21 protein-coding genes are annotated in these 25461 nt (G+C 52.1%); 8 read left to right on the top strand and 13 right to left on the bottom strand.

The window, feature by feature from the left end:
- Window positions 1-2 precede the first annotated feature (2 nt).
- The gene (locus WC7_RS10315; protein WP_003027506.1) at window positions 3-230 is read right to left on the bottom strand and encodes a YejL family protein; all 228 of its coding nucleotides are present in this window, start codon (window positions 228-230) and stop codon (window positions 3-5) included.
- Between the two features lie 134 nt (window positions 231-364).
- Between WC7_RS10315 and yejK the strand changes: the two genes are divergently transcribed.
- Window positions 365-1372, top strand: a complete 1008-nt coding sequence (yejK, locus tag WC7_RS10320; protein WP_016153759.1) for a nucleoid-associated protein YejK — start codon at window positions 365-367, stop codon at window positions 1370-1372.
- A 120-nt stretch (window positions 1373-1492) separates the two neighbouring features.
- Here yejK and rplY read toward each other — a convergent pair whose 3' ends face one another.
- Together rplY and WC7_RS10330 are read right to left on the bottom strand one after the other, a co-directional pair.
- Complete coding sequence (gene rplY, locus WC7_RS10325; protein WP_016153758.1) at window positions 1493-1777, bottom strand: 50S ribosomal protein L25; 285 nt, start codon at window positions 1775-1777, stop codon at window positions 1493-1495.
- A 124-nt stretch (window positions 1778-1901) separates the two neighbouring features.
- Window positions 1902-3662, bottom strand: a complete 1761-nt coding sequence (locus WC7_RS10330) for a DNA repair helicase RadD (RefSeq protein WP_032947133.1) — start codon at window positions 3660-3662, stop codon at window positions 1902-1904.
- A gap of 150 nt (window positions 3663-3812) precedes the next feature.
- On the opposite strand from WC7_RS10330, the gene rsuA reads away from it, so the two are divergent.
- From rsuA to WC7_RS10345, 3 genes are all read left to right on the top strand, one after another.
- Window positions 3813-4520, top strand: a complete 708-nt coding sequence (gene rsuA / locus WC7_RS10335; protein WP_016153756.1) for a 16S rRNA pseudouridine(516) synthase RsuA — start codon at window positions 3813-3815, stop codon at window positions 4518-4520.
- Window positions 4521-4535: 15 nt separating this feature from the next.
- On the top strand, window positions 4536-5726 hold the full coding sequence (locus WC7_RS10340) for a Bcr/CflA family multidrug efflux MFS transporter (protein WP_016153755.1): 1191 nt from the start codon (window positions 4536-4538) through the stop codon (window positions 5724-5726).
- A gap of 333 nt (window positions 5727-6059) precedes the next feature.
- Complete coding sequence (locus WC7_RS10345) at window positions 6060-6404, top strand: YejG family protein (RefSeq protein WP_029139605.1); 345 nt, start codon at window positions 6060-6062, stop codon at window positions 6402-6404.
- Window positions 6405-6407: 3 nt separating this feature from the next.
- On the opposite strand, the gene yejF is transcribed toward WC7_RS10345, so the two are convergent.
- The 9 genes from yejF to WC7_RS10390 all read right to left on the bottom strand — a co-directional run bounded on the left by yejF (window position 6408) and on the right by WC7_RS10390 (window position 18069).
- Window positions 6408-7997 (bottom strand): microcin C ABC transporter ATP-binding protein YejF, encoded by a 1590-nt coding sequence (yejF, locus tag WC7_RS10350; RefSeq protein ID WP_016153753.1) that lies wholly within the window; start codon window positions 7995-7997, stop codon window positions 6408-6410.
- 1 nt (window position 7998) lies between these two features.
- Complete coding sequence (locus WC7_RS10355) at window positions 7999-9024, bottom strand: ABC transporter permease (protein WP_016153752.1); 1026 nt, start codon at window positions 9022-9024, stop codon at window positions 7999-8001.
- Window positions 9024-10118 carry a microcin C ABC transporter permease YejB gene (locus WC7_RS10360; protein WP_016153751.1) on the bottom strand — a complete coding sequence of 365 codons (1095 nt, stop codon included), beginning with the start codon at window positions 10116-10118 and terminating at the stop codon, window positions 9024-9026. The genes WC7_RS10355 and WC7_RS10360 overlap by 1 nt, the downstream gene beginning before the upstream one ends.
- Window positions 10119-11933 (bottom strand): extracellular solute-binding protein, encoded by a 1815-nt coding sequence (locus tag WC7_RS10365; RefSeq protein WP_016153750.1) that lies wholly within the window; start codon window positions 11931-11933, stop codon window positions 10119-10121. It lies immediately after the preceding gene.
- Window positions 11934-12032: 99 nt separating this feature from the next.
- Window positions 12033-13592 carry a cyclic di-GMP phosphodiesterase gene (locus WC7_RS10370; protein WP_016153749.1) on the bottom strand — a complete coding sequence of 520 codons (1560 nt, stop codon included), beginning with the start codon at window positions 13590-13592 and terminating at the stop codon, window positions 12033-12035.
- A gap of 172 nt (window positions 13593-13764) precedes the next feature.
- Window positions 13765-14334, bottom strand: coding sequence for a bifunctional murein DD-endopeptidase/murein LD-carboxypeptidase (gene mepS, locus WC7_RS10375; protein ID WP_003027474.1), 570 nt, complete (start codon window positions 14332-14334; stop codon window positions 13765-13767).
- A gap of 413 nt (window positions 14335-14747) precedes the next feature.
- Window positions 14748-15461, bottom strand: coding sequence for a phosphatase PAP2 family protein (locus tag WC7_RS10380; RefSeq protein ID WP_019077242.1), 714 nt, complete (start codon window positions 15459-15461; stop codon window positions 14748-14750).
- 35 nt (window positions 15462-15496) lie between these two features.
- Window positions 15497-16483 carry a CobW family GTP-binding protein gene (locus WC7_RS10385; RefSeq protein ID WP_016153747.1) on the bottom strand — a complete coding sequence of 329 codons (987 nt, stop codon included), beginning with the start codon at window positions 16481-16483 and terminating at the stop codon, window positions 15497-15499.
- Between the two features lie 119 nt (window positions 16484-16602).
- Window positions 16603-18069, bottom strand: coding sequence for a mannitol dehydrogenase family protein (locus WC7_RS10390; protein WP_016153746.1), 1467 nt, complete (start codon window positions 18067-18069; stop codon window positions 16603-16605).
- Between the two features lie 202 nt (window positions 18070-18271).
- On the opposite strand from WC7_RS10390, the gene uxuA reads away from it, so the two are divergent.
- On the top strand, window positions 18272-19462 hold the full coding sequence (gene uxuA, locus WC7_RS10395) for a mannonate dehydratase (protein WP_016153745.1): 1191 nt from the start codon (window positions 18272-18274) through the stop codon (window positions 19460-19462).
- A gap of 45 nt (window positions 19463-19507) precedes the next feature.
- Here uxuA and WC7_RS10400 read toward each other — a convergent pair whose 3' ends face one another.
- Entirely contained in the window at window positions 19508-20980 is a 1473-nt protein-coding gene (locus WC7_RS10400; protein WP_016153744.1) for a MocR-like pyridoxine biosynthesis transcription factor PdxR, read from the bottom strand.
- A 165-nt stretch (window positions 20981-21145) separates the two neighbouring features.
- Here WC7_RS10400 and torC point away from each other — a divergent pair, with 165 nt between their 5' ends.
- The 3 genes from torC to torD are packed head-to-tail and all read left to right on the top strand — an operon-like array spanning window position 21146 to window position 25409.
- The gene (gene torC / locus WC7_RS10405) at window positions 21146-22285 is read left to right on the top strand and encodes a pentaheme c-type cytochrome TorC (protein WP_016153743.1); all 1140 of its coding nucleotides are present in this window, start codon (window positions 21146-21148) and stop codon (window positions 22283-22285) included.
- Between the two features lie 3 nt (window positions 22286-22288).
- Entirely contained in the window at window positions 22289-24787 is a 2499-nt protein-coding gene (gene torA, locus WC7_RS10410; protein WP_016153742.1) for a trimethylamine-N-oxide reductase TorA, read from the top strand.
- On the top strand, window positions 24777-25409 hold the full coding sequence (torD, locus tag WC7_RS10415) for a molecular chaperone TorD (protein ID WP_016153741.1): 633 nt from the start codon (window positions 24777-24779) through the stop codon (window positions 25407-25409). Before torA ends, torD begins: the two co-directional genes overlap by 11 nt.
- Window positions 25410-25461 lie beyond the last annotated feature (52 nt).

Genomic DNA, 25461 nt, shown 5'->3' with positions numbered 1-25461 from the left:
TCTTAATGCGCTTGGTCGTCGTTTACCGAAGACTGCAATGCGCGGGCAAAAGAATTGGCAATCGCCTGGCGCTGGGCCGGTGCGATGCTTGTATTGATAAGGTTAGTCACCATATTTCCCAGTACCATCAGGGAAAGGTCGGTCGGCGCCTTATGTTTTTCCAGTACGTTGAGCATCTCATTCAGCAGTTGTTCAACGTGTTCGTCACTATAGCGGGAAATTTGTGGCATAAATCGAAATCAGTCTGTTCATGAAAGGGCAACATATTACCGTACAGACAGTTTTTTTTCTGCTTTTTTATCTTCTATTGCGTCACTGCCCGGCAGGTGGTTGAATACCGCCCGGTCTAAAAGGAGAGTTTATCATGAGTCTGGATATCAACCAGATTGCCCTGCACCAGCTTATCAAACGTGACGAGCAGAACCTTGAGCTGGTCTTGCGCGATTCATTACTGGAACCGACAGCGACCGTTGTCGATATGATGGCTGAGTTGCATCGGGTATACAGCGCCAAGAATAAAGCTTATGGCCTGTTTAGCGCAGAGAGTGAACTGGCGCAAACGCTGCGTTTACAGCGTCAGGGCGAAGAGGATTTTCTGGCCTTTAGTCGTGCAGCGACTGGGCGCTTGCGAGACGAACTGGCGAAATATCCTTTTGCTGATGGCGGCATTGTCCTGTTCTGCCATTACCGCTATCTGGCGGTAGAGTATCTGCTGGTCGCCGTGCTGAACAATTTAAGCAGTATGCGCGTCAATGAAAATCTGGATATCAACCCGACACACTATCTGGATATCAATCATGCGGATATCGTGGCGCGTATTGATTTAACCGAGTGGGAAACCAACCCGGAGTCCACGCGCTATCTGACGTTCCTGAAAGGGCGGGTAGGGCGCAAAGTCGCCGATTTCTTTATGGACTTCCTGGGTGCCAGCGAGGGTCTTAACGCCAAAGCGCAAAACCGCGGCCTGTTGCAGGCGGTCGATGACTTTACCGCCGAGGCGCAACTCGATAAAGCTGAACGCCAGAACGTGCGTCAGCAGGTCTACAGCTACTGTAACGAGCAACTGCAGGCCGGTGAAGAGATCGAGTTGGAGTCGCTGTCCAAAGAGCTTTCCGGCGTCAGTGAAGTCAGCTTCAGCGAATTTACCGCTGATAAAGGCTACGAGCTGGAAGAGAGCTTCCCGGCGGATCGCAGCACGCTGCGTCAGTTAACCAAATTTGCCGGAAGCGGCGGCGGGTTAACCATCAACTTCGACGCCATGTTACTGGGTGAGCGTATTTTCTGGGATCCAGCCACAGATACTTTGACCATCAAAGGCACGCCGCCGAACCTGCGAGATCAGCTACAGCGTCGTAGTTCGGGCGGGAAATAACGCCGTTTGCCGGATGGGTGCGTTAACGCCTTATCCGGCTTGCGTGATTCATCTTTACCGCCAACAAAATCCCATAAAAAAACCCCGCCGAGGCGGGGTTTTTCTTCAACTTGTAGGCGATTACGCGCGAACGAAGTCGATGTGTGCCAGCTTCGGCTTGAACGGGTGACGCTGTACTGCCTGAGCTTTAACTTTCACTTCTTTACCGTCAACAACGATGGTCAGAACTTCGCTGTAGAATTCAGCTTTAGCTTGCATGTTCATAACTGCATCGTGATCCAGTTCGATAGCAACCGGGGCTTCTGCGCCACCATAGATGATTGCCGGGAACTTGTTAGCGGCACGCAGGCGGCGGCTCGCACCCTTACCCTGCTCTTTACGTACTTCAGCGTTGATAGTAAACATTTAAATCTCTCTTTAATAATTCCTGCTACAGGCGACCCAGCAACAGGTAAGTGATCTGCTTTGCGTATGCAAAAGCGGGCGAGATTCTATACTTAAACGGCTGGTACATCAATCAAAAGTACGATTAACCGCGTAATTCATGTGCCCGACGATAGCGTCCTTCATAATCGAAGACCTTTTCACGGACCTGCCAGTACTGACCTTTCATGCGCGCCACCACGAAATCAGGATGACGTAACAGCGCCTGCTGGGCGAGGATATCGGCGGCGGTTATCCAGCGTAAGGGAATGCCGGGCGTTCGGGTGTGCGGGCGAATAAACAGTTGCTCGAAAGCCGTACGTTGCGCGGGAGTATGCAGGCGAAAGCGTTCGCTAACGTCGGCACCATCTTCATCGTAATAGGTGATTTTTAGCCATTCGCCTTTTTCATCCTGGCCGTTTTGTAACACCATGCCGCTACAGCGCAGGACCAGCGCATCTTTGAGCCTGAGCGCGGCTTTCAGCATGTCATCCGGGTCAACCAGCACCGTGTCGCACTCCCGGCAACGGCGGGCGGCGATATCATTTTCCGCGTTGCATTGTGGGCAGTTTTTAAAACGAAAACGAAAATCGCACTGTTCGCGATGGCCGTCATCATCTTCAAACCACCCCTGACAGCGGCGGCCAAAGTGTTCAATCAGCGTGCCGTCTGCCGTTGTTTTGCCCCAAAAGGTGTTTGCAAACCCGCAGGCGGGACAGAACACCTGCACCGGAACGTTATCGCTTTTCCCTTTCGGCGCCCCCACTTCCGGCGCGTAAAGATCGTGCGGGTTACCGGCATAATCGAGGATCAGACAGTCGGTTTTACCCGGCGCCAGGCGCAGGCCGCGACCGACAATTTGTTGGTAAAGGCTAACTGACTCCGTCGGGCGCAGAATGGCGATAAGGTCGACGTGCGGGGCATCGAAGCCAGTGGTCAGGACCGACACATTCACCAGATAGCGAAAGCGCTGGGCTTTGAACTCTTCAATCAGCACATCACGCTCAGCGCCAGGCGTGGCTCCGGTGATTAGCGCGGCATCGTCAGCAGGCAGCAGGCCCAGGATTTCTTTGGCGTGCTCCACTGTGGCGGCGAAAATCATCACCCCTTTGCGCGTCTGGGCAAACTCGACAATCTGGCTGATGATATGCGGCGTTATTCGTTGCTGCTTTTTCAGTTCCTGATTCAGATCCGTTTCGCTAAACAGGCCGTTACTCTGCGCCTGCAGGCGGCTGAAGTCATACTGCACTACCGGCATGTCGAGGCGTTCTGGCGGCGTCAGGTAGCCGTGTTTAATCATGTAACGCAACGGTAATTCATAAATGCAGTCACGAAACAGCGCTTTTTCATCGCCGCGCACCATACCGTGATAATGAAAGTGATAAATCCAGCCTTTGCCCAAACGAAAAGGAGTGGCAGTAAGCCCGAGCAGGCGTAAGTGGGGATTTACTTTGGTCAGGTGAGTGAGGATTTGCTGATATTGACTCTCGTCATCATCACCAATACGGTGACATTCATCGACGATAAGCAGCGAGAATTCTCCCTGAAAGGCGTCAAGATTACGCGCCACCGACTGTACGCTGCCAAATACCACTTTCCCGTGGCTCTCTTTACGCTTCAGTCCTGCGGCAAAAATATCGGCTTCCAGCCCCAGCGCGCGATATTTGGCATGGTTTTGCGCGACCAGTTCTTTAACGTGCGCCAGTATCAGTACGCGACCACGCGCCACGCGGGCCAGTTCAGCAATCACCAAGCTTTTTCCCGCACCGGTTGGCAGGACGATAACCGCTGGCGTGCGGTGGTGGCGGAAATGATTGAGCGTGGCATCCACGGCTTCTTTTTGGTACGGGCGAAGAGTAAAAATCATGAGCTCATTAAGGTAAGCAGCAACAATGTATAGTATGCCATGAATCATTTCCCTTGAGGGATGGTGTAACGCCGCTATACTGGGCGGATAATCGTCCCACTTTTCGGGCGCAATCCCGCTTCTTGTTTTTTACAGGCAAAAATCACACTCATGCGACTTGATAAATTTATCGCTCAGCAACTCGGCGTCAGCCGCGCTATTGCCGGGCGTGAGATCCGTGCTAACCGCGTTACCGTCGACGGTGAAATCGTCAAAAACAGTGCCTTTAAGCTGCTGCCAGAACACGACGTAGAATATGACGGCAATTCCCTGATTCAACAAAATGGCCCGCGCTATTTTATGCTGAATAAACCTCAGGGTTATGTTTGCTCAACGGATGACCCGGATCACCCGACAGTGCTCTATTTCCTTGATGAGCCGGTTGCCTACAAACTGCATGCGGCAGGGCGTCTGGATATCGACACCACCGGACTGGTGCTGATGACCGATGACGGACAGTGGTCGCATCGCATCACTTCGCCACGTCACCATTGTGAGAAAACCTATCTGGTGACGCTGGAGTCGCCGGTGGCAGATGACACCGCCGAACAGTTTGCCCATGGCGTACAACTGCATAATGAGAAAGACCTGACCAAACCGGCCGTGCTGGAGGTTATTACGCCAACTCAGGTGCGATTGACCATCAGCGAAGGGCGCTATCATCAGGTTAAACGTATGTTTGCCGCCGTCGGTAACCACGTTGTGGAACTGCACCGTGAACGGATTGGTGACATCAAGCTTGATGAGGATTTGGAGCCGGGTGAATACCGTCCATTGACCGAAGAAGAAATCGCCAGCGTTAACTTAACCCCGCGTTAATTTCAGGAGCTAAATGTGACCACCCGGCAGAACTCGTCAATTGCCATTGTCTTTATCCTTGGCTTGTTAGCCATGCTGATGCCGTTGTCGATTGATATGTATCTTCCGGCACTACCTGTTATCTCTGAACAGTTTGGTGTGCCTGCAGGTAGCGCGCAGATGACCCTCAGTACCTATATTCTTGGGTTCGCGGTGGGGCAGTTACTCTATGGTCCAATGGCTGACAGCATTGGGCGCAAGCCGGTGATTCTGGGCGGGACGCTGGTGTTTGCGGCGGCGGCAGTTGCCTGTGCGCTGGCACAAACTATCGATCAACTGATCGTGATGCGTTTCTTCCATGGTCTGGCTGCGGCAGCGGCGAGCGTGGTTATCAACGCCCTGATGCGCGATATCTATCCGAAGGAAGAGTTTTCGCGCATGATGTCATTTGTCATGCTGGTCACGACAATTGCACCCTTACTGGCACCCATCGTGGGCGGCTGGGTATTGGTATGGCTGAGCTGGCACTACATCTTTTGGATCCTCGCCGTGGCGGCTATTCTGGCGTCGGTGATGATCTTTACGCTGATCAAAGAGACCTTGCCGGTTGAGCGCCGCCAGCCGTTTCGCTTGCGTACTACTCTCGGCAACTTTGCCTCGCTGTTTCGCCACAAGCGTGTACTGAGCTATATGCTGGCCAGTGGGTTTAGTTTTGCCGGGATGTTCTCGTTCCTGAGCGCCGGACCTTTTGTTTACATTGAGATCAACCACGTTTCACCGCAGCATTTCGGCTATTACTTCGCGCTGAACATTGTTTTCCTGTTCGTGATGACCATCATCAACAGCCGCTTTGTTCGTCGGGTTGGGGCGTTGAATATGTTCCGTACTGGCCTGTGGATCCAGTTCGTGATGGCGGGCTGGATGGTCTTTAGCGCGCTGTTCGGGGTTGGTTTCTGGGCGCTGGTGGTGGGCGTTGCGGCGTTTGTTGGCTGCGTGTCGATGGTGTCATCCAACGCCATGGCGGTCATTCTGGATGAATTTCCGCATATGGCGGGAACGGCGTCATCGCTGGCAGGGACGTTCCGTTTTGGCATTGGCGCCATCGTTGGGGCGCTGCTGTCACTGGCGACCTTTAACTCGGCCTGGCCGATGATCTGGTCGATAGCATTTTGCGCTACCTGCTCAATTCTCTTCTATCTCTACGCCAGCCGCGCCAAAAAACGGTGATCTATTACACCACCTGGGGGCGATAGGGCCTCCAGAGTTGATGTACATCAACCGAAAATCTATCAATTTCCCCGCTTATGTTTATTTTATGTAAAATCAATTTATGTAAAAAGTCACATCATTGTAGTTAAAAAGGTTGAGTTAGATCGCAGAAACGAGTACATATAGCGCGGAAATATGCCAGAACCGTTGAATAAATTTAAATATTTGGTTCGGAAAGTGGCATAAAGTCAGGGTGTAAACGTTTACGAACTGTTTAAAGACGTATTGTCAATGATGTGTTAATATTGATGTAAAATAATTGTGAAGTGATTGTGCTTCCAGGGAAAGAAAGTGATGACATTACAACTCTCAATCGTTCATCGTCTGCCACAGTGCTATCGTTGGTCGGTGGGTTTCGCAGGTTCAAAGGTTGAACCGATTCCGCAAAACGGTCAGAGCAATGAGAACAGCCTGGTGGCGCTCAAATTGCTTAGCCCTGATGGTGACAGCGCGTGGTCAGTCATGCATAAACTCAGCCAGGCCCTCAGCGACATTGAGGTACCTTGTTCCGTGTTGGAATGCGAAGGGGAGCCGTGCCTGTTTGTGAATCGTCAGGATGAATTTGCCGCGACCTGCAGACTGAAAAACTTCGGCGTAGCCATCGCAGAGCCGTTTTCAAATAACAATCCGTTTTGAGCGTCAGCTTAGCGCGAGCAGCTGACGCGTATATGCCTGCTGTGGCGCGTTAAATACGTGCTCGCATTGTCCTTGCTCCACGACCTCTCCCTGCCTTAGCACAATAACCTGATGGCATAACGCGCGTACTACGTGCAAATCATGGCTGATAAAGATATAAGCCAGGCGATGCTTTTCCTGTAAAGACTTTAATAACGTCAGGATTTGCGCCTGTACGGTTCTGTCGAGCGACGATGTTGGTTCATCCAGAATGATCAGGGAAGGCTTGAGAATCAAGGCTCTGGCAATGGCTATGCGTTGACGTTGACCGCCGGAAAACTCCGCCGGGTAACGATGCCGCGTTTCGCTATCCAGTCCCACTTCCGCCATTACCGCTTTCACCTGCGCTTCGCGCTGCTCGGCTGACAGGGTTGGCTGATGAACGCGCAGTCCCTCCTCAATAATCTGTAGCACGCTCAGGCGCGGGTTCAGCGAGGAGTTGGGATCCTGAAACACGACCTGAATGCGGTGACGTACCGGTAACAGCTGGCGGCGATTTAAGGTATGCAGCGCCAGGCCATCGAACACAATGCTTCCCTGTGAGGTGATTAACCTCAGTAGCGCCAGCCCGGTAGTGCTTTTCCCCGATCCTGACTCCCCGACCAGCCCCAGCGTTTCACCGGGGCGGAGGGAAAAACTGACGTTGTTAACCACAACGTTATGGTCCACCACGCGCTTCAGGATACCTTTACGGATGGGGAAGGCAACGCAGAGTTTTTCCACTTCCAGCAATGGCGCTTGCCCGGCAGGTACAGGCACCGGATCGCCGGAAGGTTCGCTGTTTAACAATTTCTGCGTGTAGGGATGCGTTGGTGCAGTGAGCAGCTGTGCTGCTCGATTTTGCTCAACGCACTGACCGTTTTGCATCACCGCAACGGTATCGGCCAGTTTTTTCACAATGCTGAGGTTGTGGGTGATAAACAGTAATCCCATGTTCAGTTCGCGCTGTAGCTCCCGCAGCAACTGCAGGATTTGCGCCTGTACGGAGACATCCAGCGCGGTGGTCGGTTCATCGGCAATAAGCAGCTCCGGTCGCGTAAGCAGCGCCATGGCGATCATTACGCGCTGGCGTTCGCCGCCGGACAGTTGGTGCGGATAGTCTGCGAGACGTTTGGCCGCCTGACGGATGCCGACCCGATCCAGACAGGTCAGTATTTCTGCCCGCGCGGCCTCCCGACGCATTCCCCGATGCAGCGATAGCACTTCATACAGCTGTTTTTCCAGGTTGTGAAGCGGGTTTAGCGACACCATTGGTTCCTGGAAAATCATGGCGATTTTATTCCCGCGAACGCCGCGAAGCGTCTGGTCATCGGCATGAAGCAATGATTCACCATGAAAACGGATGTCGCCGGAAAGGTAGACTGCGGGAGGGGTCGGTAATAACCGTAGAATAGAAAGTGCGGTCACGCTTTTACCCGAACCGGACTCGCCCACCAGCGCCAGAGTTTGCCCGGCTTCAACCCTCAGTGAGAGGGTATTGACCACGGTGCGCACGGTCTCCTGTTGGCGAAAACCTACCGATAAATTTTCAATAGCTAACAGTGGTTGTGTCATCTTAAATCGCCTTGTTGGGATCGAACGCGTCGCGTACCGCTTCACCAATAAATATCAGTAGCGATAATAGCAGGGCAACGGAGATGAACGCGGTGATGCCAAGCCACGGTGCCTGCAGGTTGTTTTTACCCTGTAACAGGAGTTCTCCCAGCGATGGCGAGCCAAGCGGTAAGCCGAAGCCAAGAAAATCCAGCGAGGTCAGAGTGGTGATCGAGGCGCATAATATAAACGGTAAAAAGGTCAGGGCGGCGACCATCGCATTGGGCAGCATATGGCGCAGAATAATACTGCGATCGCTCACGCCGAGCGCCTGGGCAGCACGAATGTAATCAAAGTTTCGGGTACGTAAAAATTCCGCGCGTACCACGCCAACCAGGCTCATCCAGCCAAACAGCACGGTAATGCCCAGTAGCCACCAGAAGTTTGGCTGGACCACGCTCGACAGCAGTATGATCAAAAACAGCGTTGGCATACCTGACCAAACCTCAATGAATCGTTGCCCCCACAGATCCACCTTGCCGCCATAATAGCCCTGGATTGCGCCAGCCATAATCCCCATCACGCTGGAGCACAGGGTTAGCATTAATCCAAACAGGACAGAAATACGAGTGCCGTAGAGGATCCGTGCCAGCACATCACCACCGTTGGCGTCCGTTCCCAGCCAGTTTTGTGCAGAAGGCGGGGAAGGGAAGGGCTTATCAGTGGCAAAGTTAATGCTGGTGGCTCCAAAGCGTATCGGCGCCCACAGGATCCAGCCCCGGTTTTCCAGGCGCTGCTGTAACCACGGATCCTGATAATCAGCCTGGGTCGCCAATGGTCCGCCGAAGTCGCTTTCACTGTAGTTTTTGAACAGGGGGAAATACCAGCTACTGTCGTAGCGCACCAGTAGCGGCTTATCATTGGCAATCAGTTCTGAACACAGGCTAAGGCCGAAGAGCAGTAGAAAAATCCACAGCGACCAATAGCCGCGACGGTTATGGCGAAAACGCGCCCAGCGGGCCTGATTGACGGGGCTTAATCGCGACATTAGCGTCCCTCAAAATCAATACGGGGATCGACCAGCGTATAGCTGATGTCGCTGAGGATATTCAGCAGCAGACCGATCAGGGTGAAGATATAGAGCGTGCCAAACATTACCGGGTAGTCACGTGATACGGTGGATTCATAACCCAGTAGTCCCAGACCGTTAAGCGAAAACATCACTTCAATCAGCAGCGAACCGGTAAAAAACATGCTGATAAACGTTGCCGGGAAGCCAGCGATTACCAGCAACATGGCATTGCGAAACACATGTTTCCACAGAATGTTTTTCTCGCTGACCCCTTTGGCGCGCGCGGTGACGACATACTGTTTGCGTACCTCATCCAGAAATGAGTTTTTGGTCAGCATGGTTAGCGCGGCAAACCCCCCAACCACCGTCGCCAGCACTGGCAGGGTAATATGCCAAAGGTAGTCGGTCACTTTCTGATACCAGGGCAGGGAATCAAAATTGGCGGAAACCAGTCCGCGAAGCGGGAACAGGTCGTAATAGCTGCCCCCGGCAAAAAAGACGATCAGTAAAATCGCAAACAAAAAGGCCGGTATGGCATAGCCAATAATAATAAATGCGCTGCTCCAGACATCAAATCGGCTGCCGTTGTGAACGGCTTTGCGGATCCCAAGCGGTATCGACACCAGATAGATAATGAGCGTACTCCATAGCCCCAGCGTGACGGAAACAGGCAGGCTGTCTTTGATAAGCGTCAGCACTGAGGCGCTACGAAACAGGCTGTCGCCGAAATCGAAACGAATATAGTCCCAGAGCATTTTAAAATAACGCTCATGAATGGGCTTATCGAACCCGTAACGGCGAGTGATTTCGGCGATCACTTCCGGGTCAAGACCACGGCCACCTCGGTAATTACTGTCGCTGATATTGCCTACGCCGGTTTGCGCGTGGCTGGCGCGAATGCCTTCACTACCCGCGCCGGGTAATGCCCCGCTTTGTCCGAACTCAATAGCGGCGACGGCCTGCTCAACCGGACCACCGGGGGCAATCTGCACGATAAAAAAGTTGATGGTGATGATGGCCCAAAGCGTTGGGATCACCAGTAGCAGACGTCGAATCAGATAAGCGCCCATTTATTCTCCCTGCCGTCTGGCTGCTGGCAGTTTCGCCGCTTTGTTAACGTCGTACCACCAGTTGTCGAGACCAATGGTATAAATGGGGCGAATAGCTGGATGCGAAAACTTATCCCACCAGGCGATGCGATCCTCTGCCATAAACCACATCGGCAACATGTAGTAGTTCCAGGTTAATACCCTGTCCAGTGCCCGACCGAGTGGGATTAGTTTGGCTTTATCACCCTGCGCCGCGATGATTTGGTTGATCAGTTTATCAATCACCGGGCTTTGCACGCCCGGGGCGTTATAGCTGGAGTCAATATATTCAGAGGCCCAGAGAATTTGCAGGTCCGAACTTGGCCACGGCATTGCGCGATACAATCTCGGCATCATGTCATAGTCACGACTGCGCAGCCGGTTTGTGATTTGTGAGTTATCAACCTGGCGGATGTTCATTGTAATGCCTAAGCGCTGCAGGTTGTGCTGGAACGGCAGCACCCACTGACTGTTACTGCCCGCCGGGAGCAACAGTTCAAAGCTCAGAGGTTTACCGTTGGCGCTGTTTACGCGCTGTTGTCCCTTAAGTACCCATCCGGCCTGCTCCAGTAAGGCATCGGCTTTCAACAGGTTGTCACGATCGTAGCCATCGCCTTTTGATTTCGGCGGCTGATAAATTTGGCTGAAGACCTCAGGGGGGAGATCTTTTTTCAAGGGCGCAAGTATTACCAGTTCATCCGCATCGGGGTAATTTTGAGCGGCATACTCGGTATTCTGAAAATAGCTGTTGGTCCGGCTCCAGGCGTTATAGAACAGAGCTTTATTCATCCATTCAAAATCAAAGGCCAGGGTGATGGCTTCTCGCACCCGTCGGTCGCTGAACACCGGGCGCTGAATATTAAACGCCAGCCAACGTGTATCCTGGGCGGATTCGTTTTTTTGCTCATCTTTGATGATGTAATGATTCGCGAAATTTTTACCGGTATAACGTGTCGCCCAGTTTTTAGCATCGTTTTCAAGACGCAGGTCAAACGCTCCGGCCTTAAACGCTTCAAAGGCGACGTTGTCATCCAGATAGTAGTCGTAGCGGATGGTATCAAAGTTCCAGCGGCCACGGTTGACGGGCAGATTAGCGGCCCAATAATCGTTGACGCGCGAATAGACAATGTACTGACCCATCTTCCATTTCGTGATGCGATAAGGACCGCTGGCGAGCGGAGGCGATGATAAGGGATCGCTGAGCTTATGATCTTTCCAGTACTTCTCTGGCATCACGGGTAATGAAAACAGGCTGAGCATGTCCTCTTTACCCGGTTTGGCTAATTCAATACGTACAGTTAATGGCGCGATCGCTTTTACCGTTGTTCCCTTGTAGACCAGGCGAAATTGCGGCACGCCTTCAGTCATAAATTTGTGGAAGGTGAATGCGACATCGCTGGCGGTAATGGGGGAGCCATCGTGAAAACGCGCTCGCGGATTAATGGCGATTTCTACCCAGGAATAGTCATCAGCATAGCGTGCGCTGTCGGCGATGAGCGGATAATAGCTGCCAGGTTCATCGTCAGAGGTAGTAAACAGCGTATCGTAAAGCGTTTCGGTACGTGCTCCGGGATTACCGCGCATCGCATAGCGGTTGAAGTTATCGAACGTGCCGATGGCGGAGAGGGTGATTTGCCCGCCTTTGGGGGCCGCAGGGTTGACGTAATCAAAGTGATTAAAGTTAAACGCGTACTTCGGTTCGCCCAGTACGGCAAAAGCATAGCTTTCTTTGATGGACTGCGCCTCGGCGCTAAACCCGATGAGGGCGATAAACAGCAGCAATACGCGAGGGATCATTAAAAGCGATTTCCTTTTCCTGCCGCAACCCGACGGGCATCATGCCTGAAAGATAAGGGATGTGGCGGCGAGTGAGAGTATATGATTCGCATACTGCGATCACCACGTCGGCTTATTGGGCTGTGCCATCCAACGCACGAAATCAGCAAGTTTTAATGGTCGGCTAATCCAGTATCCCTGGAAAAAATGCACCCCACGATCGCGCAGCCAACGGGCTTGCTCAGGCGTTTCAACCCCTTCAGCCACCGTCAGCATATTAAGACGCTTAGAGAGTGTCAACACGGCGTCCAGAACCGGAGAGGTCAGGGTCTCTGTTCCAATGGCGTTAATAAAGCCGCGATCGATTTTCAGGTAGTCAACGGTAAAGCGTTCCAGATAAATCAGCGCGCTATGGCCGGTGCCAAAATCATCAATGGCAATTTCAAAACCTGCGGAATGAAGCCATTCAAAAAGCTTTGTGGCCTCGTGTTGATTAAGCATATCCCGTTCGGTGATTTCCAGCACCATCTGGAAATGGTTTGCGGGAAGCGACGCCTGCAGGTGATGAATGTCGTCCTTAAACGTCTCGCCGTGCAGATGCGTTGGCGCGATATTGATCCCCAATTTTGCACCAGCGGGTAACACTTTTTGCAGCATCGGTGCGTCCTGGGCTATCAACTTAAAGAGATGCTGGGTCAGCGGGACAATCATTTTCTGGGATTCGGCGTAGTGAATAAAAGCATCCGGTGGGATCTCACCCGTTGTCGGATGATTCCAGCGTAATAACACCTCTACACCTTTCACCTCCAGTGTCTGCACCTCTACCACGGGCTGGTACACCACATAAAACTGGTTATGTTTGATTGCGTTGAGTATATCTTTGCCCGGACGTAAACGGATGGTGTAGATGTAGTACCAGAGAAGAAGCGCGGCAATAATCCCCGCCATACATCCCAACATAATCGAATACCAGATGTCGGTATAGGTCCACTCATCGGCATATAAACGAATCTGTAGCGGAATACCTTCCACGGTCGCCTGCCGCCAGTGAGAGTGGGGCAGAGCGGAGGCATCAATAATCCGTGATGAAAATGTTGAAATCGCGTTATCACCGACGACTATGGCAATACCGTTAAAATCATCCTGTCGGGCGGTGTAAAGCAGATAAGGGGCCAGATTAATATTCAGTGAGGTAAACACGCCGCTATCAGTGAACGATGGGTTCCGGTGCCAAATCATTATCGCCGGCTTGTTCGGCATCATGGGCGTACCGGGGAGTAATTCCACATCAATATTTCTGCTGATATCGAGGCTTGGGACCAGATCTAAAATCGGGGTGAACATTGCGCCCGTTGCGGAGGAGCAGAAAGCAATGCCGTTTTTGACCAGTAAAAATGCGCGAACGTTGAGGCTAAAGGCCGCGCTGGAGGTCAGTTGAGCAGCGACTTGTTGGCAACTGTTGGCGACCAGTGGCTGAAGGTCATCTGTGGTGGATTTGAGATCGGCGAAGTAGCTGCTGACATAATTCTGGATATCGGAAAGGAGCGTGTCGTACTTAATGTCTCGTTTATGCCAGGTCACGAAAAATTGCAGGGTACTCACCAGGAGCGCGACGATAAGCCCCGTTAACATACAGGAAAGCAGGATTTTCTGATTGGATGAAGAGGAGCGTTTAAACATAGTTCCTTATGTTTACCTGAGTTAACCGCTTATTCTGTATGAATATAACCTGAAATGACTCACCTTGTGAGATTTTTCTTAGTTACAAGACAAAGCGAAAAAAAAGCACCGCCGAAGCAGTGCTTTTCAAAATGTCTCATCAGGATAGCCAAGGGATAGCTGCCAAACGAAATTAACTGCGGCTCAGGACCCGGCGAGCTTCGTTGTAACGTTTTTTCCAGTAAGGTTCGTTCATGCTGGAAATGATAACGCCGCTGCTGGTCGAGGCGTGTACAAACTGGTTGTTGCCGATATAAATACCGACGTGACGGCCAGTGGAGCCAGCACGGAACAGAACCAGATCGCCTGTGCGCAGGTTAGTGCGCGAAACGGATTTACCCGTTTCCTGTTGTTCGTAGGTTGAGCGAGGAAGCTCTAAACCAAATTGCTCGCGAAACGTACGTTGTACGAAGCTTGAACAATCAATACCTTTTTTGGTGCTGCCGCCAAGGCGGTAACGCACGCCTTTCCAGTCAGCATACTGGTCCATAATACGTGATTTAACATCGATATTACGGACCATATTTTCAAATTCATCCTGAGAGGCTTGCAGTGAAGAGTTATCTCCATTGCCCACAGCATGCGTCTCAGAATGCATATTCCTGGCGGTGTTCGTTGTGCTACATGCAGAAAGCAGAACCGCAACTGCTATCGCGGGTATGCCCCGCAAGATATATCTCAAAATCGGTTGAGATTTGACCATTTTGTTTGTTTTCCCTTGAAGTCCTTAACGATAAATATCGTTATAAAAAATGCCAAACGTGACGAGACTAATTACCATCGCACGATGAGACAATTCTTTAAGGTCAAATCTGTGGCAGAACGCACAAATTTATTCCTGAAGAGAATAATTATCCCGCGAGGCAAAACGAGTTCGAGATTACCCGATCGGTCCGGTCATTGCGAGTGAATTTACGTGATTTCTTATAAGAAAAATTGATACAGAAAGTGAATAACCGGCATTGCCTAAATTAAGAACAATCGGGATAAAAAAGACGCAACCCAATCATTTTAAAGATGAATAAGATGACGGGGGAATGACAGCCAGAATGATGAAATATCGACAAGCATCATCAGGGAATCAGAGTTTTCCCTGATGATGTTAATTACTGTGCGTTATTTGTTTAAAAAATGTTTGTTTTTACCGGGCAGATAATTCGCAAACAGAGTGACTAATCGGTCGCTTAACGGTGTCATTAGCCACCAGGGAAGACCAATCAAGACGACAGTCATGGAACCGATCACGATATCGGTGAGCCAGTGAGCGCCAATCATTATGCGTGGAAAGGCAAAAACCACAGCGATAATAAGGCCGATTATTCCGGCGACTTTTCCGAAATAACGCAGCATAAATGCGGAAAAAATAAGCAGCATCATACCGTGATCGCCGGGGAAACTGTCTCTGGACGCATCTTTAGTCGGAATATGCAGCAGTTCGCTGACGCGATAAATATTATCCAACATCAGAGTAGGGCTGGCGCGTTTAACGGGAATAAGCGCCTGGCCTAACTGATTTAATACCACTGCGGTGAGCAGCATAACCAGGCCAATAGCGACAATGCGTCGGCGACCTTCCGACGTTTCTTTCAGCCAAAAATGCAGCATCAAGGCGCCCATTGCCAGCAATGAGCAACCATCAAATGCCCGGTTATTGGTAATAGCAACAATCCACAAGAACTGCGGGCTTTCCACCAGTTTCTGGTTAAAGAAGCGGAAAACGCCCGTATCCAATGAAGACCAGATCCCATGTCCGGCAGGAAGATACCAGGACAGAAACAGCGCCAGCCCCGCAATATTGAGTAGGAGAATAAGAGGGTATCGGGTTTTCATCATCGTTTACCATTGCTATAAAAACGAAGGCAACCTTACGCGTTAGCGTCTAAACGAAGTCTCAACAATGCACTCTGTAGCGTATTCCAGTCGGTCTCAGTATCGGCGATGAGTTCAATACGGCTATCCGGTGGCGCGACGTTTTGCGTCTCAATATGCCAGTCGTCTCCCTGGCGGTTAATGCGCACCAGCCCTTCCTTTATACGCATGACACCTTTCACGCGCCCCACGGGGGCAAGACGGGACCATTCCAGCAGACCGATGGTATCGAACACCGTATCGGCGTCAAAAATCCAACCGCAGGCCTGATGGCCCTGGCCGCTGTTCAGGCTGCGCCGCCAGCGCTGCTGTGACGGCAGACTCAATGCCGCCAGTCCCTTTTTGTCTGCATGGCTATGGGCGTGCTCTGCGCTTGCAGGAAGCTCTGCCAGGTTTAGTCGGGGTAAATCCAGTAACTGCCCGTCAATTTGCCCATGGTCGGCATGAACCAACTGGCGATTGCCGCCGTAGTGTTGCCACCAGGTTTGCAAGGCGTTTTCGCTTTCCGCTGTGGCACGGTCCGCTTTATTGGCAACAATGATATCTGCGGCGGCAAGCTGATCGCGGAAATTGTCATTGGCGACGCTTTTTTCATCCAGTAACAGCCGGGGGTCAAGAATACAGAGGGTCGCGCGCAGATCGATCCACGGTTCGTAAACCGGTGCGGTGAGTAAATCCAGAATTTGTTTAGGGTGTCCGAGGCCAGTGGGTTCAATCAGCAATCGGTCGGGTTTTCCCTGACGCAGCAGCGTATTGAGGCCAACCTGCATCGGTAGACCGTTAACGCAGCACATACAGCCGCCGGGGATCTCTTTTAGCAATGCGCCGCTGTCGGCTAACAGGGCGCCATCAATACCTACTTCACCAAACTCATTGACCAGCACGGCCCACTTCTCTGCGGGATCCTTGTTCGCCAATAGATGAAGAATAGAGGTGGTTTTGCCACTGCCGAGAAAACCAGTGATGAGATTGGTTTTAGTCACAATTACTCCAGAATCATAAATTACCGTAATGGCATTTAACAATCCTGGCGAAAAATGGGGAAAAAGAGAAGGGGTGAGGGGACGAAGACGTGCTTCGTCCTGTTTAATGGCAGAAATCGTTAATTTTTTAACGTTTCAATGACAGCCTGATGCGCACCGTATTGGGCAATACGTTGCCAGGCCTGCTGAATGACCGCGACAAACTGCGGATTCTGTACGAGATCGGCGGAGAAAATCTCATGCAGCGAAAGCAGGGCGCTGACGCGTTCTGATTCAGTGCTCTGTGCCACCAGAGCGGCAATTTTCTCACTGAGCGGGTCACGAATATCAATCGTAGCGCCTGAATCATCCACACCGCTCACGTAGCGCATCCAGCCTGCGATGCCGAGCGCCAACAGCGGCCACTCGCTTTGACGTGCTAAATGCACGCGGATCCCTTCCAGCATTCGCTGGGGTAATTTCTGGCTACCATCCATCGCGATTTGCCAGGTTTTGTGTTTCAGCGCCGGGTTGGCAAAGCGGTCCAGTAGGCTTAAGGCATACTGGTTTAAATCAACATCGGTAATTTGCAGCGTGGGGGCCTGTTCGGTGAGCATCAGCCGGTAAGCGGCTTCACGAAATGCGCTATCCTGCATACAGTCGCTGATGTGCTGGAATCCGGCCAGATAGCCGAGATAAGCGAGAAACGAATGGCTGCCGTTCAGCATCCGCAGTTTCATTTGTTCCCACGGCAAGACGTTTTCAACCATCTGGACACCCGCGGTTTCCCATTGCGGACGACCACAGACAAAGTTGTCTTCAATCACCCACTGAATAAACGGCTCGCAGCTGATTGCGCAAGGATCGGCAACGCCAAGCTCGTGGGCGATTTCAGCCAGCGACTCTTCGGTGGCGGCGGGAACAATCCGATCCACCATCGTACCCGGGAAACTGACGTGCTCCTGGATCCAGTGCGCCAGCTCAGGAGAGCGTTTTTCCGCCATCCCCAATACGGCATTTTTTACCACATGACCATTGTCCGGGATGTTATCGCAGGAAAGGACGGTAAACGGCTGCAGTCCACGTTCACGTCGGCGGTGCAGCGCTTCTACGATAATACCGGGGGCGGAGTGCGGTTCAGCCGGTGTCTGCAGATCGTGAATAATACGCGCATTAGAGAGATCTAACGAACCCGTCGCCGGATCGATGCAGTAGCCTTTTTCCGTGATGGTTAACGAGACAATCGCGACCTGAGGCTCGCAGAATTTTTCAATAATGGCCGCCAGCGAATCCAGCGTGGCGTTCAGGCATTCGTTAACGGCACCGATAACAATAGGCTGGTTGCCGTTAGCCCCTTTTTCTAACACGGTAAATAAATGATCCTGTTCGCGAAGCTGACGCATCAGCCGATCGCCACTGAACAGGCTAATCTCGCAAATCCCCCAGTCTCCGCCCTGCGCGTTCAGCACCCTGTCCGTTAATAACGCCTGATGGGCGCGGTGAAAAGCACCGAAACCAAAATGTACAATCCGCGTTTTTAATTTTTGGCGGTCGTACTGCGGCATCATGACATTTTCCGCCAGTGACGCTGAGGCAATAGTTTTCATTAAATACACCTGATTAACCATTAATTAACAATGGCAGTGTAAAGTTATATGACAGCAAATTGAATTGGTGTGCCTCATTTATCCGGGGAATGTGAGCTGGATCAATCAATGATAGGCCATCTGTTGAACATCTCCGGGATGGCTGTATGGTAGTCGTCATTCAGATAGTTTAATTTGGTATAACAACTCGTGGGGTGAAACAATGGAACAAACCTGGCGTTGGTACGGACCTAACGATCCGGTATCGCTTGATGATGTGCGTCAGGCTGGCGCAACGGGTGTTGTGACCGCCTTGCACCACATTCCCAACGGTGAAGTGTGGCCGGTAGAAGAGATTCAACAGCGTCAGGCTATTCTGGCTGAAAAAGGGCTGACCTGGTCGGTGGTGGAAAGTATTCCTGTCCACGAAGATATCAAAACGCGTTCAGGCCAGTACCAAACGTGGATTGCCAATTATCAGCAGAGTATCCGTAATCTGGCGACCTGCGGCATCGATACCGTGTGCTATAACTTCATGCCGATCCTCGACTGGACACGTACCGATCTCGAATATCAGCTGCCGGACGGCTCCAAAGCGCTACGTTTTGACCAGATTGCTTTTGCAGCCTTTGAACTGCATATTCTTCAGCGCTCAGGCGCCGCAGCGGATTACACCGCAGAAGAACAACGCCAGGCGCTGAATTACTTCAATGCTATGAGCGATGCCGATATCGAAAAGCTGACCCGCAATATCATTGCCGGCCTGCCCGGTGCGGAAGAGGGCTATACGCTGGATCAGTTCCGTGCGCGCCTCGCTGAATATGACGGCATCAGCAAAGACGATCTGCGCGATAATATGGCGGTATTCCTGCGGGCGATTGTGCCTGTGGCGGAAGAAGTCGGCGTGCGTCTGGCTGTCCACCCTGACGATCCGCCGCGTCCGATCCTCGGCCTGCCGCGCATTGTTTCGACTATCGAAGATATGCAGTGGCTGAAAGAAACCGTCGACAGCATCAATAACGGTTTCACCATGTGCACCGGTTCCTACGGCGTGCGCGCCGATAACGATCTGGTGAAAATGATCGAAACCTTTGGCGATCGAATCCACTTCACGCATCTGCGCTCCACCTGCCGTGAAGATAACCCGAAAACCTTCCACGAAGGTGCGCACCTGCAAGGCGATGTGGATATGGTATCGGTGGTTGCTGCCATCCTGAGCGAAGAACAGCGCCGTAAAAAGGCGGGCGATTTGCGTCCTATCCCGATGCGTCCGGATCACGGACACCAGATGCTTGACGACCTGCACAAGAAAACCAACCCAGGCTACTCCGCGATTGGTCGCCTGAAAGGGCTGGCGGAAGTTCGCGGCGTTGAACTGGCGTTAAAACAAACGCAGTTCCGCGATCTGCTGTAAGGGTAACAACAGGGATTGTGCCGCAGGCGCGATCCCTGAAATTCATCAAGGCTGCGCTAGCGCCTGCTCCAGTACCGACAGCACCTTTTTGATCTGCTGTATCTGCAATCCGCCAAACCCGAAAAACATAACAGCATCGCTATTCTCCCTACGCCATGCGGCTCCTGAGCCATTTTCTATATCTGGCAGAGTGTCAAAGCGGATCCCTGCCAGCAGGCAGCGCTGTTGCAGCCTGGCTATCATATCTGGGTGTCTGTCAACGCGTAACGAGAGGTGCAGACCCGCCGTTGCGCCAGCGATTTTCCCTGACGGAAACAGAACAGAAAGGCCATCGCGTAACAGATTGAGGCGCGCCGCATAGTTGCAGGCCAGCTTGCTGATGTGCGAGTAAAACACCTGATTTTGCATTAATTCGGCTAAAAATTGCTGCAATAGCCACTGACTGCCGTTGTTGTTGAGCGCTTTCATATTCTTTACTGCCGGGAGCAGTTCATCAGGACAAATGAGATAGCCAAGACGCGTTCCCGGCCCCAGCGTTTTGGAAAATGTCCCCATGTAGATAACCCGGTTGTGATAATCCATAGCTTTCAGTGCAGGAAGGGGGTTCTCGCCATAGGTAAAAACAGCATCGTAGTCGTCTTCAAGGATATAAGCGCCGACGCGCTGCGCCCACGTCAATAATGACTGACGGCGCTCCAGCGAAAGGACGCTTCCCATTGGATACTGGTGAGCCGGAGTCACATAGCAAAGCTGGGTTTCATATTCGGGTAATTTATCTGTTTGCAGCCCGTGGTTATCTACAGCAATTGACGTAATGTCTGCACCGTAATAATTAAACAGATGCCATGCGCCAGAATAACAAGGGGATTCGGTCACAACGTGGCACTTTTTTTGCTGACTGACGGCATGATGAACAATAAATATTTGACTGAGCAGCGACAATCCTTCCTGAATCCCATTGGTAATGATGATGTTCTCCGCCCGGGTATTAATGCCGCGAGATAAATTAAGGTACCTAGCTAGTTGCTCACGCAGTGAAAATAATCCATTTGATGAATGATATCGGGTAAACAATTGCTCTTTAAGTACGCTTGGCGCGTTATTCCATTTTCGCCAGCTTGCCCAGGGAAAAGCATTGGGATCGGGGACGCCCATCCGGCAGTAGCACTCCCGCCCAGGCTCTGCGTAAACATCGGTAGAGACCCCGGCCGCTTTTGGTGTTACTGGCGGAGAGCCCTGGGATACGGACACATGCGCTGGGGTTACACGTACAGGCGTGGTGAATATCACCTCATAGCCAATGCCGTGTCGGCTCTTAATTAATCCAGCCGCCATCAGCTTATCATAGGCCATCACTACCGTTATTTTGGCAATGTTCAATGCCTGAGCCTGCTCGCGAATAGAGGGGAGTTTATCTCCACACAGCAAATCACCCCGCTGAATGGCCTGTAAATAAAATTGAAATATCTGCAACTGCAGCGGAGTCCGGCTTTCTCTATCGAGAGTCAGTTTGAGCATGATAAATTCCTTATTTATAGATGGTAATTATATTACGGACTTCTGCTCTTTACTATTTGACGAACCTCATAGAGTGGATGCTGTTCCTATAATCTGCCTTCGCTGTCTCTATTTTTGATTTTTATTATCCCTTAGCGTGTCGCTATTAAAAAAATGGAGGCAAGCATGTCGTGGATAAGAAAAAACGCACTATGGTGCGCATTCACCGGGGCGGTAGCAATGGCCCTGGCTATTTGGGGAACGTGGCAAGGCGTTCATTACACCAGTTCTACCGAGTTTTGTTTATCGTGTCACTCGATGCGCATATCTGGCGAGGAGTATAAAACCAGCATGCATTTTCGCAATGCTTCTGGTGTGCGTGCGGAGTGTAAGGATTGTCATATTCCGCCAGGCATCGTCCCAACGCTGGTTCGTAAAACGCAAGCCTTAAACGACCTCTACCACACCTTTATCTCTCCTTCGATCGATACCCCGGAAAAATTTGCCGCAAAGCGGGCGGAGTTGGCCCAGCGAGAATGGGCGCGCATGAGCGCGAATAATTCTGCGGTGTGTAAATCCTGCCATAGCTACGAGGCGATGGATCACGGTAAGCAATCGGCAAATGCAGCGGCGCAAATGACCGCGGCGGCGGCAAAAGACAGTAACTGTATCGATTGTCACAAAGGTATTGCCCATCACAAACCCGATATGAGCAGCGGTTTTCGCGATCGTTACCAGCAGTTGCAGCGTCAGGGAGAGCAGTTACCCACGGCGACGACGCTGTATTCGTTAGGCGAAAAATCACTGACTGTGACAGCAGAGAGCCCGGCAGGTAAAGCCATGCTGTACCCGGCAACGCAAGTGCGTGTGCTGAAAAGAGAAGGAAAAAACGTTCAGATAGAGCTGACCGGCTGGCGGGAAAGCAAAGGACGTGGACGGGTGATTACCCAGTATATGGGTAAACGCGTTTTTGCTGCCGTATTAGATGCCTCGCTGATGAGCAATGTGAAGGTTGAGCAAACACAGGTTGATCCGGAGTCACATCAGGAGTGGCAGCAGGTCAGCGTGATGGCCTGGAGTTCGGCGGAGGGGTTTACCGACAATATTGACCCCCTCTGGCAATACGCCGATCAGATGTTGCAATCCACCTGTAGCGCTTGCCACAGCACGCCGCCGCCGACCCGCTATTCCGCGAATGGCTGGATCGCCGGACTGAAATCCATGTCCACCTACTACCGGCTTAATCCGGTGGAAGACCGTACGTTGTTGAAATATCTCCAGACTCACGCCAGCGATATACCTCAACCTAACAATTCAAAAGGATAATTTATGGATATTCATGATTTTAATCCGTCACGTCGACGGTTTTTAAGTGGAATGCTGGCAGTCGGTGCCGTCAGCGCTTTAGGGCCAAATCCACTGATCTCAAAGGTCTGGGCAGCGGGTGAAAACCCGGAGCAATGGATCCAGTCTGGCTCGCACTTTGGCGCTTTTGAAGCCAAAGTCGTGAACGGTGAATGGGTCGATACCCGCCCCTTCAAACATGACAAATACCCCTGCGATATGCTGAATGCGGTGCGTGAAGTGGTCTACAACCCTTCGCGGGTACGCTACCCGATGGTGCGGCTGGACTGGCTGCGCAAGCGTGAAAAGTCAGATCGCAACCAGCGCGGCGATAATCGCTTTGTCCGTGTGAGCTGGGATCAGGCGTTGGATCTGGTCTATGAAGAGCTGGAGCGGGTACAAAAGACCTACGGATCTTCTGGTGTCTTTACCGGGCTGGCGGACTGGCAAATTGTTGGCAAATATCATAAGGCCGGCGGCGCGATGGATCGGGGACTCGGCTTGCACGGTAGCTATGTAACGACCGTCGGCGACTACTCGGCAGCCGCAGCGCAGGTCATTTTGCCGCATGTGATTGGTTCGCTGGAAGTTTATGAGCAGCAAACGTCACTCCCGCTGGTTATCGAAAATACCCAAACCATCGTGCTGTGGGGCAGCGATCCTATCAAGAATCTGCAGATCGAGTTCCTGGTTCCCGATCACGATGCGTTTGGCTATTGGCAGCAGATTAAAGAAGCGGTTGCGCAGGGTAAGATGCGCGTTATCAGCGTTGATCCGGTGCGTAGCAAGTCGCAAAACTATCTTGGCTGTGAGCAACTGGCGCTGCGACCGCAAACGGATGTCGCGTTATTGCTGGCGCTGGCGCATACCCTGTACGAAGAAAAACTGTATGACGTGGCGTTCATTAACGATTATACCGTGGGCTTTGAACAGTTCTTGCCGTATCTGCTTGGGGAAAGCGACAAGCAGCCGAAAAATGCCGAATGGGCGGCGGAAATTTGCGGCCTGACGGCGGAGCAGATCCGCGACTTTGCCCGCCTGCTGGTCAAAGGCCGGACACAGTTTATGGGCGGCTGGTGCGTGCAGCGTATGCACCATGGCGAGCAGTATCCGTGGATGCTGGTGGTGCTGGCCAGCATGGTTGGCCAAATTGGCTTGCCGGGCGGCGGAGTAGGGTTTGGCTGGCACTATAACGGCGGCGGGACGGTCACTTCTGCCGGTCCCGTCCTGTCCGGCCTCGGGAGCATCAACAATCCCCCGGCCGCGAAATACAAAGCGGATTTCCGCGGCGCTTCAGAGCATATTCCTACCTCGCGAATGATCGATTGTCTGCTGGCGCCAGGCAAAAAGATCGCTTTCAATGGTGAAACATTAACTTTCCCTGATATCAAAATGGCGATTTTCAGCGCTGCCAATCCGTTCCATGCTCAGCAGGATCGTAACCGCATGATCGAGGCGTGGAAGAAGCTGGAAACCGTGGTCGTTCTGGATCATCAGTGGACAGCATCCTGTCGTTTTGCCGATATCGTCCTGCCTGTGACCACGCGCTTTGAGCGTAATGACATTGAGCAGTTCGGTACACACTCGAATAAAGGGCTGATGGCGATACATCAGGTGGTTAAACCGCAGTTTGAAGCGCGACATGACTTTGATGTCTTTGCCGGTCTGTGCAAACGCTTTGGTCAGGAAGAGACATACCGCGAAAAGCGGGATGAAATGCAGTGGATAAAAGCCATTTATGATGAGGGCGCGAAAACGGGAGCGTCCCTTGGCGTGAGTATGCCGAACTTCGAGAGCTTCTGGCAGGGCGAAGGATACATTGAATATCCTGCCGGGAAGCCGTGGGTGCGTCATGGAGAATTTCGCGAACAGCCGGATATCAACCCGTTAGGAACACCCTCTGGTCTGATTGAAATTTACAGCAAAACCATCGCGGGCTTTGCCTACGAGGACTGCCCGGGGCATCCGGTGTGGATGGAACCCTTTGAGCGTACCCATGGCAGCAAAACAGATAAATATCCGCTGCATCTGCAGTCCTGCCATCCGGATAAACGTCTGCACTCCCAGCTGTGCTCAAGTGAGGCGTTTCGCAACACCTATGCAGTGGCAGGAAGAGAGCCGCTGTACATGAGCGAGTCGGATGCCCGCGCACGTGGCCTGAAAGCCGGGGATATTGCGCGAGTGTTTAACGCCAGAGGCCAGGTGCTGGCCGGGGTGGTGATCAGTCCGGATTACGCGCCTGGCGTCGTCCGGATTCATGAAGGCGCGTGGTATTCGCCGCAGGAAGGTGGGAAAGCGGGCACACTATGCACTTATGGCGATCCGAATGTGCTGAGTGCGGATATCGGTACATCACAACTGGCGCAGGGGCCTTCGGCGCATACGGTGCTGGTCGAGGTGGAGCGGTACCAGGAGAATGCCCCGCAGGTCACGGGCTTTGGCGGGCCGGAGGTTGTGAAAGAGGAGGGGGCAAGTGCAGCATAATCATATTCATCGACAGCGGGCGGCGCTGTACCAGTGGTTTTCGCAACTGCTGTTCCGCGAGCTGGACGAGGAGCAACTCATCCGTCTGGAAAGTGGGGAAAGCCGAAAGTGGCTGGCGTCGTTGACGGCTATCCCTGGGTTATCCGTTGATGTTAAAAACCTGGAACGTAGTCTCGTTCGGGCGCTGCGCCGGGAAAGCCGACAGCTGGAGCTGGCGGCGGACTATGCCTCGTTGTTTTTACTGGCACCTCCTGGCGGCGTTTCTCCCTATGCGGGGCATTATCCGCATACGACCGCGCCTGAAGAACGCAAGGAAATGAATGTGCTGTTAGTCGAGTATGGGCTGACACCGCAGGACAACGAGCCTGCCGACCATATTGCTGTACAGCTGGCACTGATGGCGAGAATGGTTACCAAAAAGGAGACGTTATCGGCGCAATATTACTTTTTGCATCATCACATTATGTGCTGGGCACCCCTGCTACGGGAAAGTTGTTTACACCGGGACGAAGAGGGGGTTTATCCTCAGGCGGTTAACGTCATAACGCATTTTATGCGTGAGGATGAGCTGTATCTGGAATCTCTGTTGATGGATGATTTTTACCTCAGCAGCCAGGGCTGAAAAGAACAAAGGGACAGCAAATGCTGTCCCTTTTCACCGCTGTCGCAGCAGA

The sequence above is a fragment of the Citrobacter sp. KTE151 genome (genome assembly GCF_000398845.1).
Taxonomy (GTDB): Bacteria; Pseudomonadota; Gammaproteobacteria; order Enterobacterales; family Enterobacteriaceae; genus Citrobacter; species Citrobacter braakii.
Note: the sequence above shows the minus strand (reverse complement) of the source record. Positions and strands in the feature narration are given on the sequence as shown.

Coding starts and splice junctions, on each gene's coding strand:
- WC7_RS10315 (WP_003027506.1), bottom strand. CDS start 230: ATGCCACAAATTTCCCGCTATAGTGACGAACACGTTGAACAACTGCTG.
- yejK (WP_016153759.1), top strand. CDS start 365: ATGAGTCTGGATATCAACCAGATTGCCCTGCACCAGCTTATCAAACGT.
- rplY (WP_016153758.1), bottom strand. CDS start 1,777: ATGTTTACTATCAACGCTGAAGTACGTAAAGAGCAGGGTAAGGGTGCG.
- WC7_RS10330 (WP_032947133.1), bottom strand. CDS start 3,662: ATGATTTTTACTCTTCGCCCGTACCAAAAAGAAGCCGTGGATGCCACG.
- rsuA (WP_016153756.1), top strand. CDS start 3,813: ATGCGACTTGATAAATTTATCGCTCAGCAACTCGGCGTCAGCCGCGCT.
- yejF (WP_016153753.1), bottom strand. CDS start 7,997: ATGACACAACCACTGTTAGCTATTGAAAATTTATCGGTAGGTTTTCGC.
- WC7_RS10355 (WP_016153752.1), bottom strand. CDS start 9,024: ATGTCGCGATTAAGCCCCGTCAATCAGGCCCGCTGGGCGCGTTTTCGC.
- WC7_RS10360 (WP_016153751.1), bottom strand. CDS start 10,118: ATGGGCGCTTATCTGATTCGACGTCTGCTACTGGTGATCCCAACGCTT.
- WC7_RS10365 (WP_016153750.1), bottom strand. CDS start 11,933: ATGATCCCTCGCGTATTGCTGCTGTTTATCGCCCTCATCGGGTTTAGC.
- WC7_RS10370 (WP_016153749.1), bottom strand. CDS start 13,592: ATGTTTAAACGCTCCTCTTCATCCAATCAGAAAATCCTGCTTTCCTGT.
- mepS (WP_003027474.1), bottom strand. CDS start 14,334: ATGGTCAAATCTCAACCGATTTTGAGATATATCTTGCGGGGCATACCC.
- WC7_RS10380 (WP_019077242.1), bottom strand. CDS start 15,461: ATGAAAACCCGATACCCTCTTATTCTCCTACTCAATATTGCGGGGCTG.
- WC7_RS10390 (WP_016153746.1), bottom strand. CDS start 18,069: ATGAAAACTATTGCCTCAGCGTCACTGGCGGAAAATGTCATGATGCCG.
- uxuA (WP_016153745.1), top strand. CDS start 18,272: ATGGAACAAACCTGGCGTTGGTACGGACCTAACGATCCGGTATCGCTT.
- WC7_RS10400 (WP_016153744.1), bottom strand. CDS start 20,980: ATGCTCAAACTGACTCTCGATAGAGAAAGCCGGACTCCGCTGCAGTTG.
- torC (WP_016153743.1), top strand. CDS start 21,146: ATGTCGTGGATAAGAAAAAACGCACTATGGTGCGCATTCACCGGGGCG.
- torA (WP_016153742.1), top strand. CDS start 22,289: ATGGATATTCATGATTTTAATCCGTCACGTCGACGGTTTTTAAGTGGA.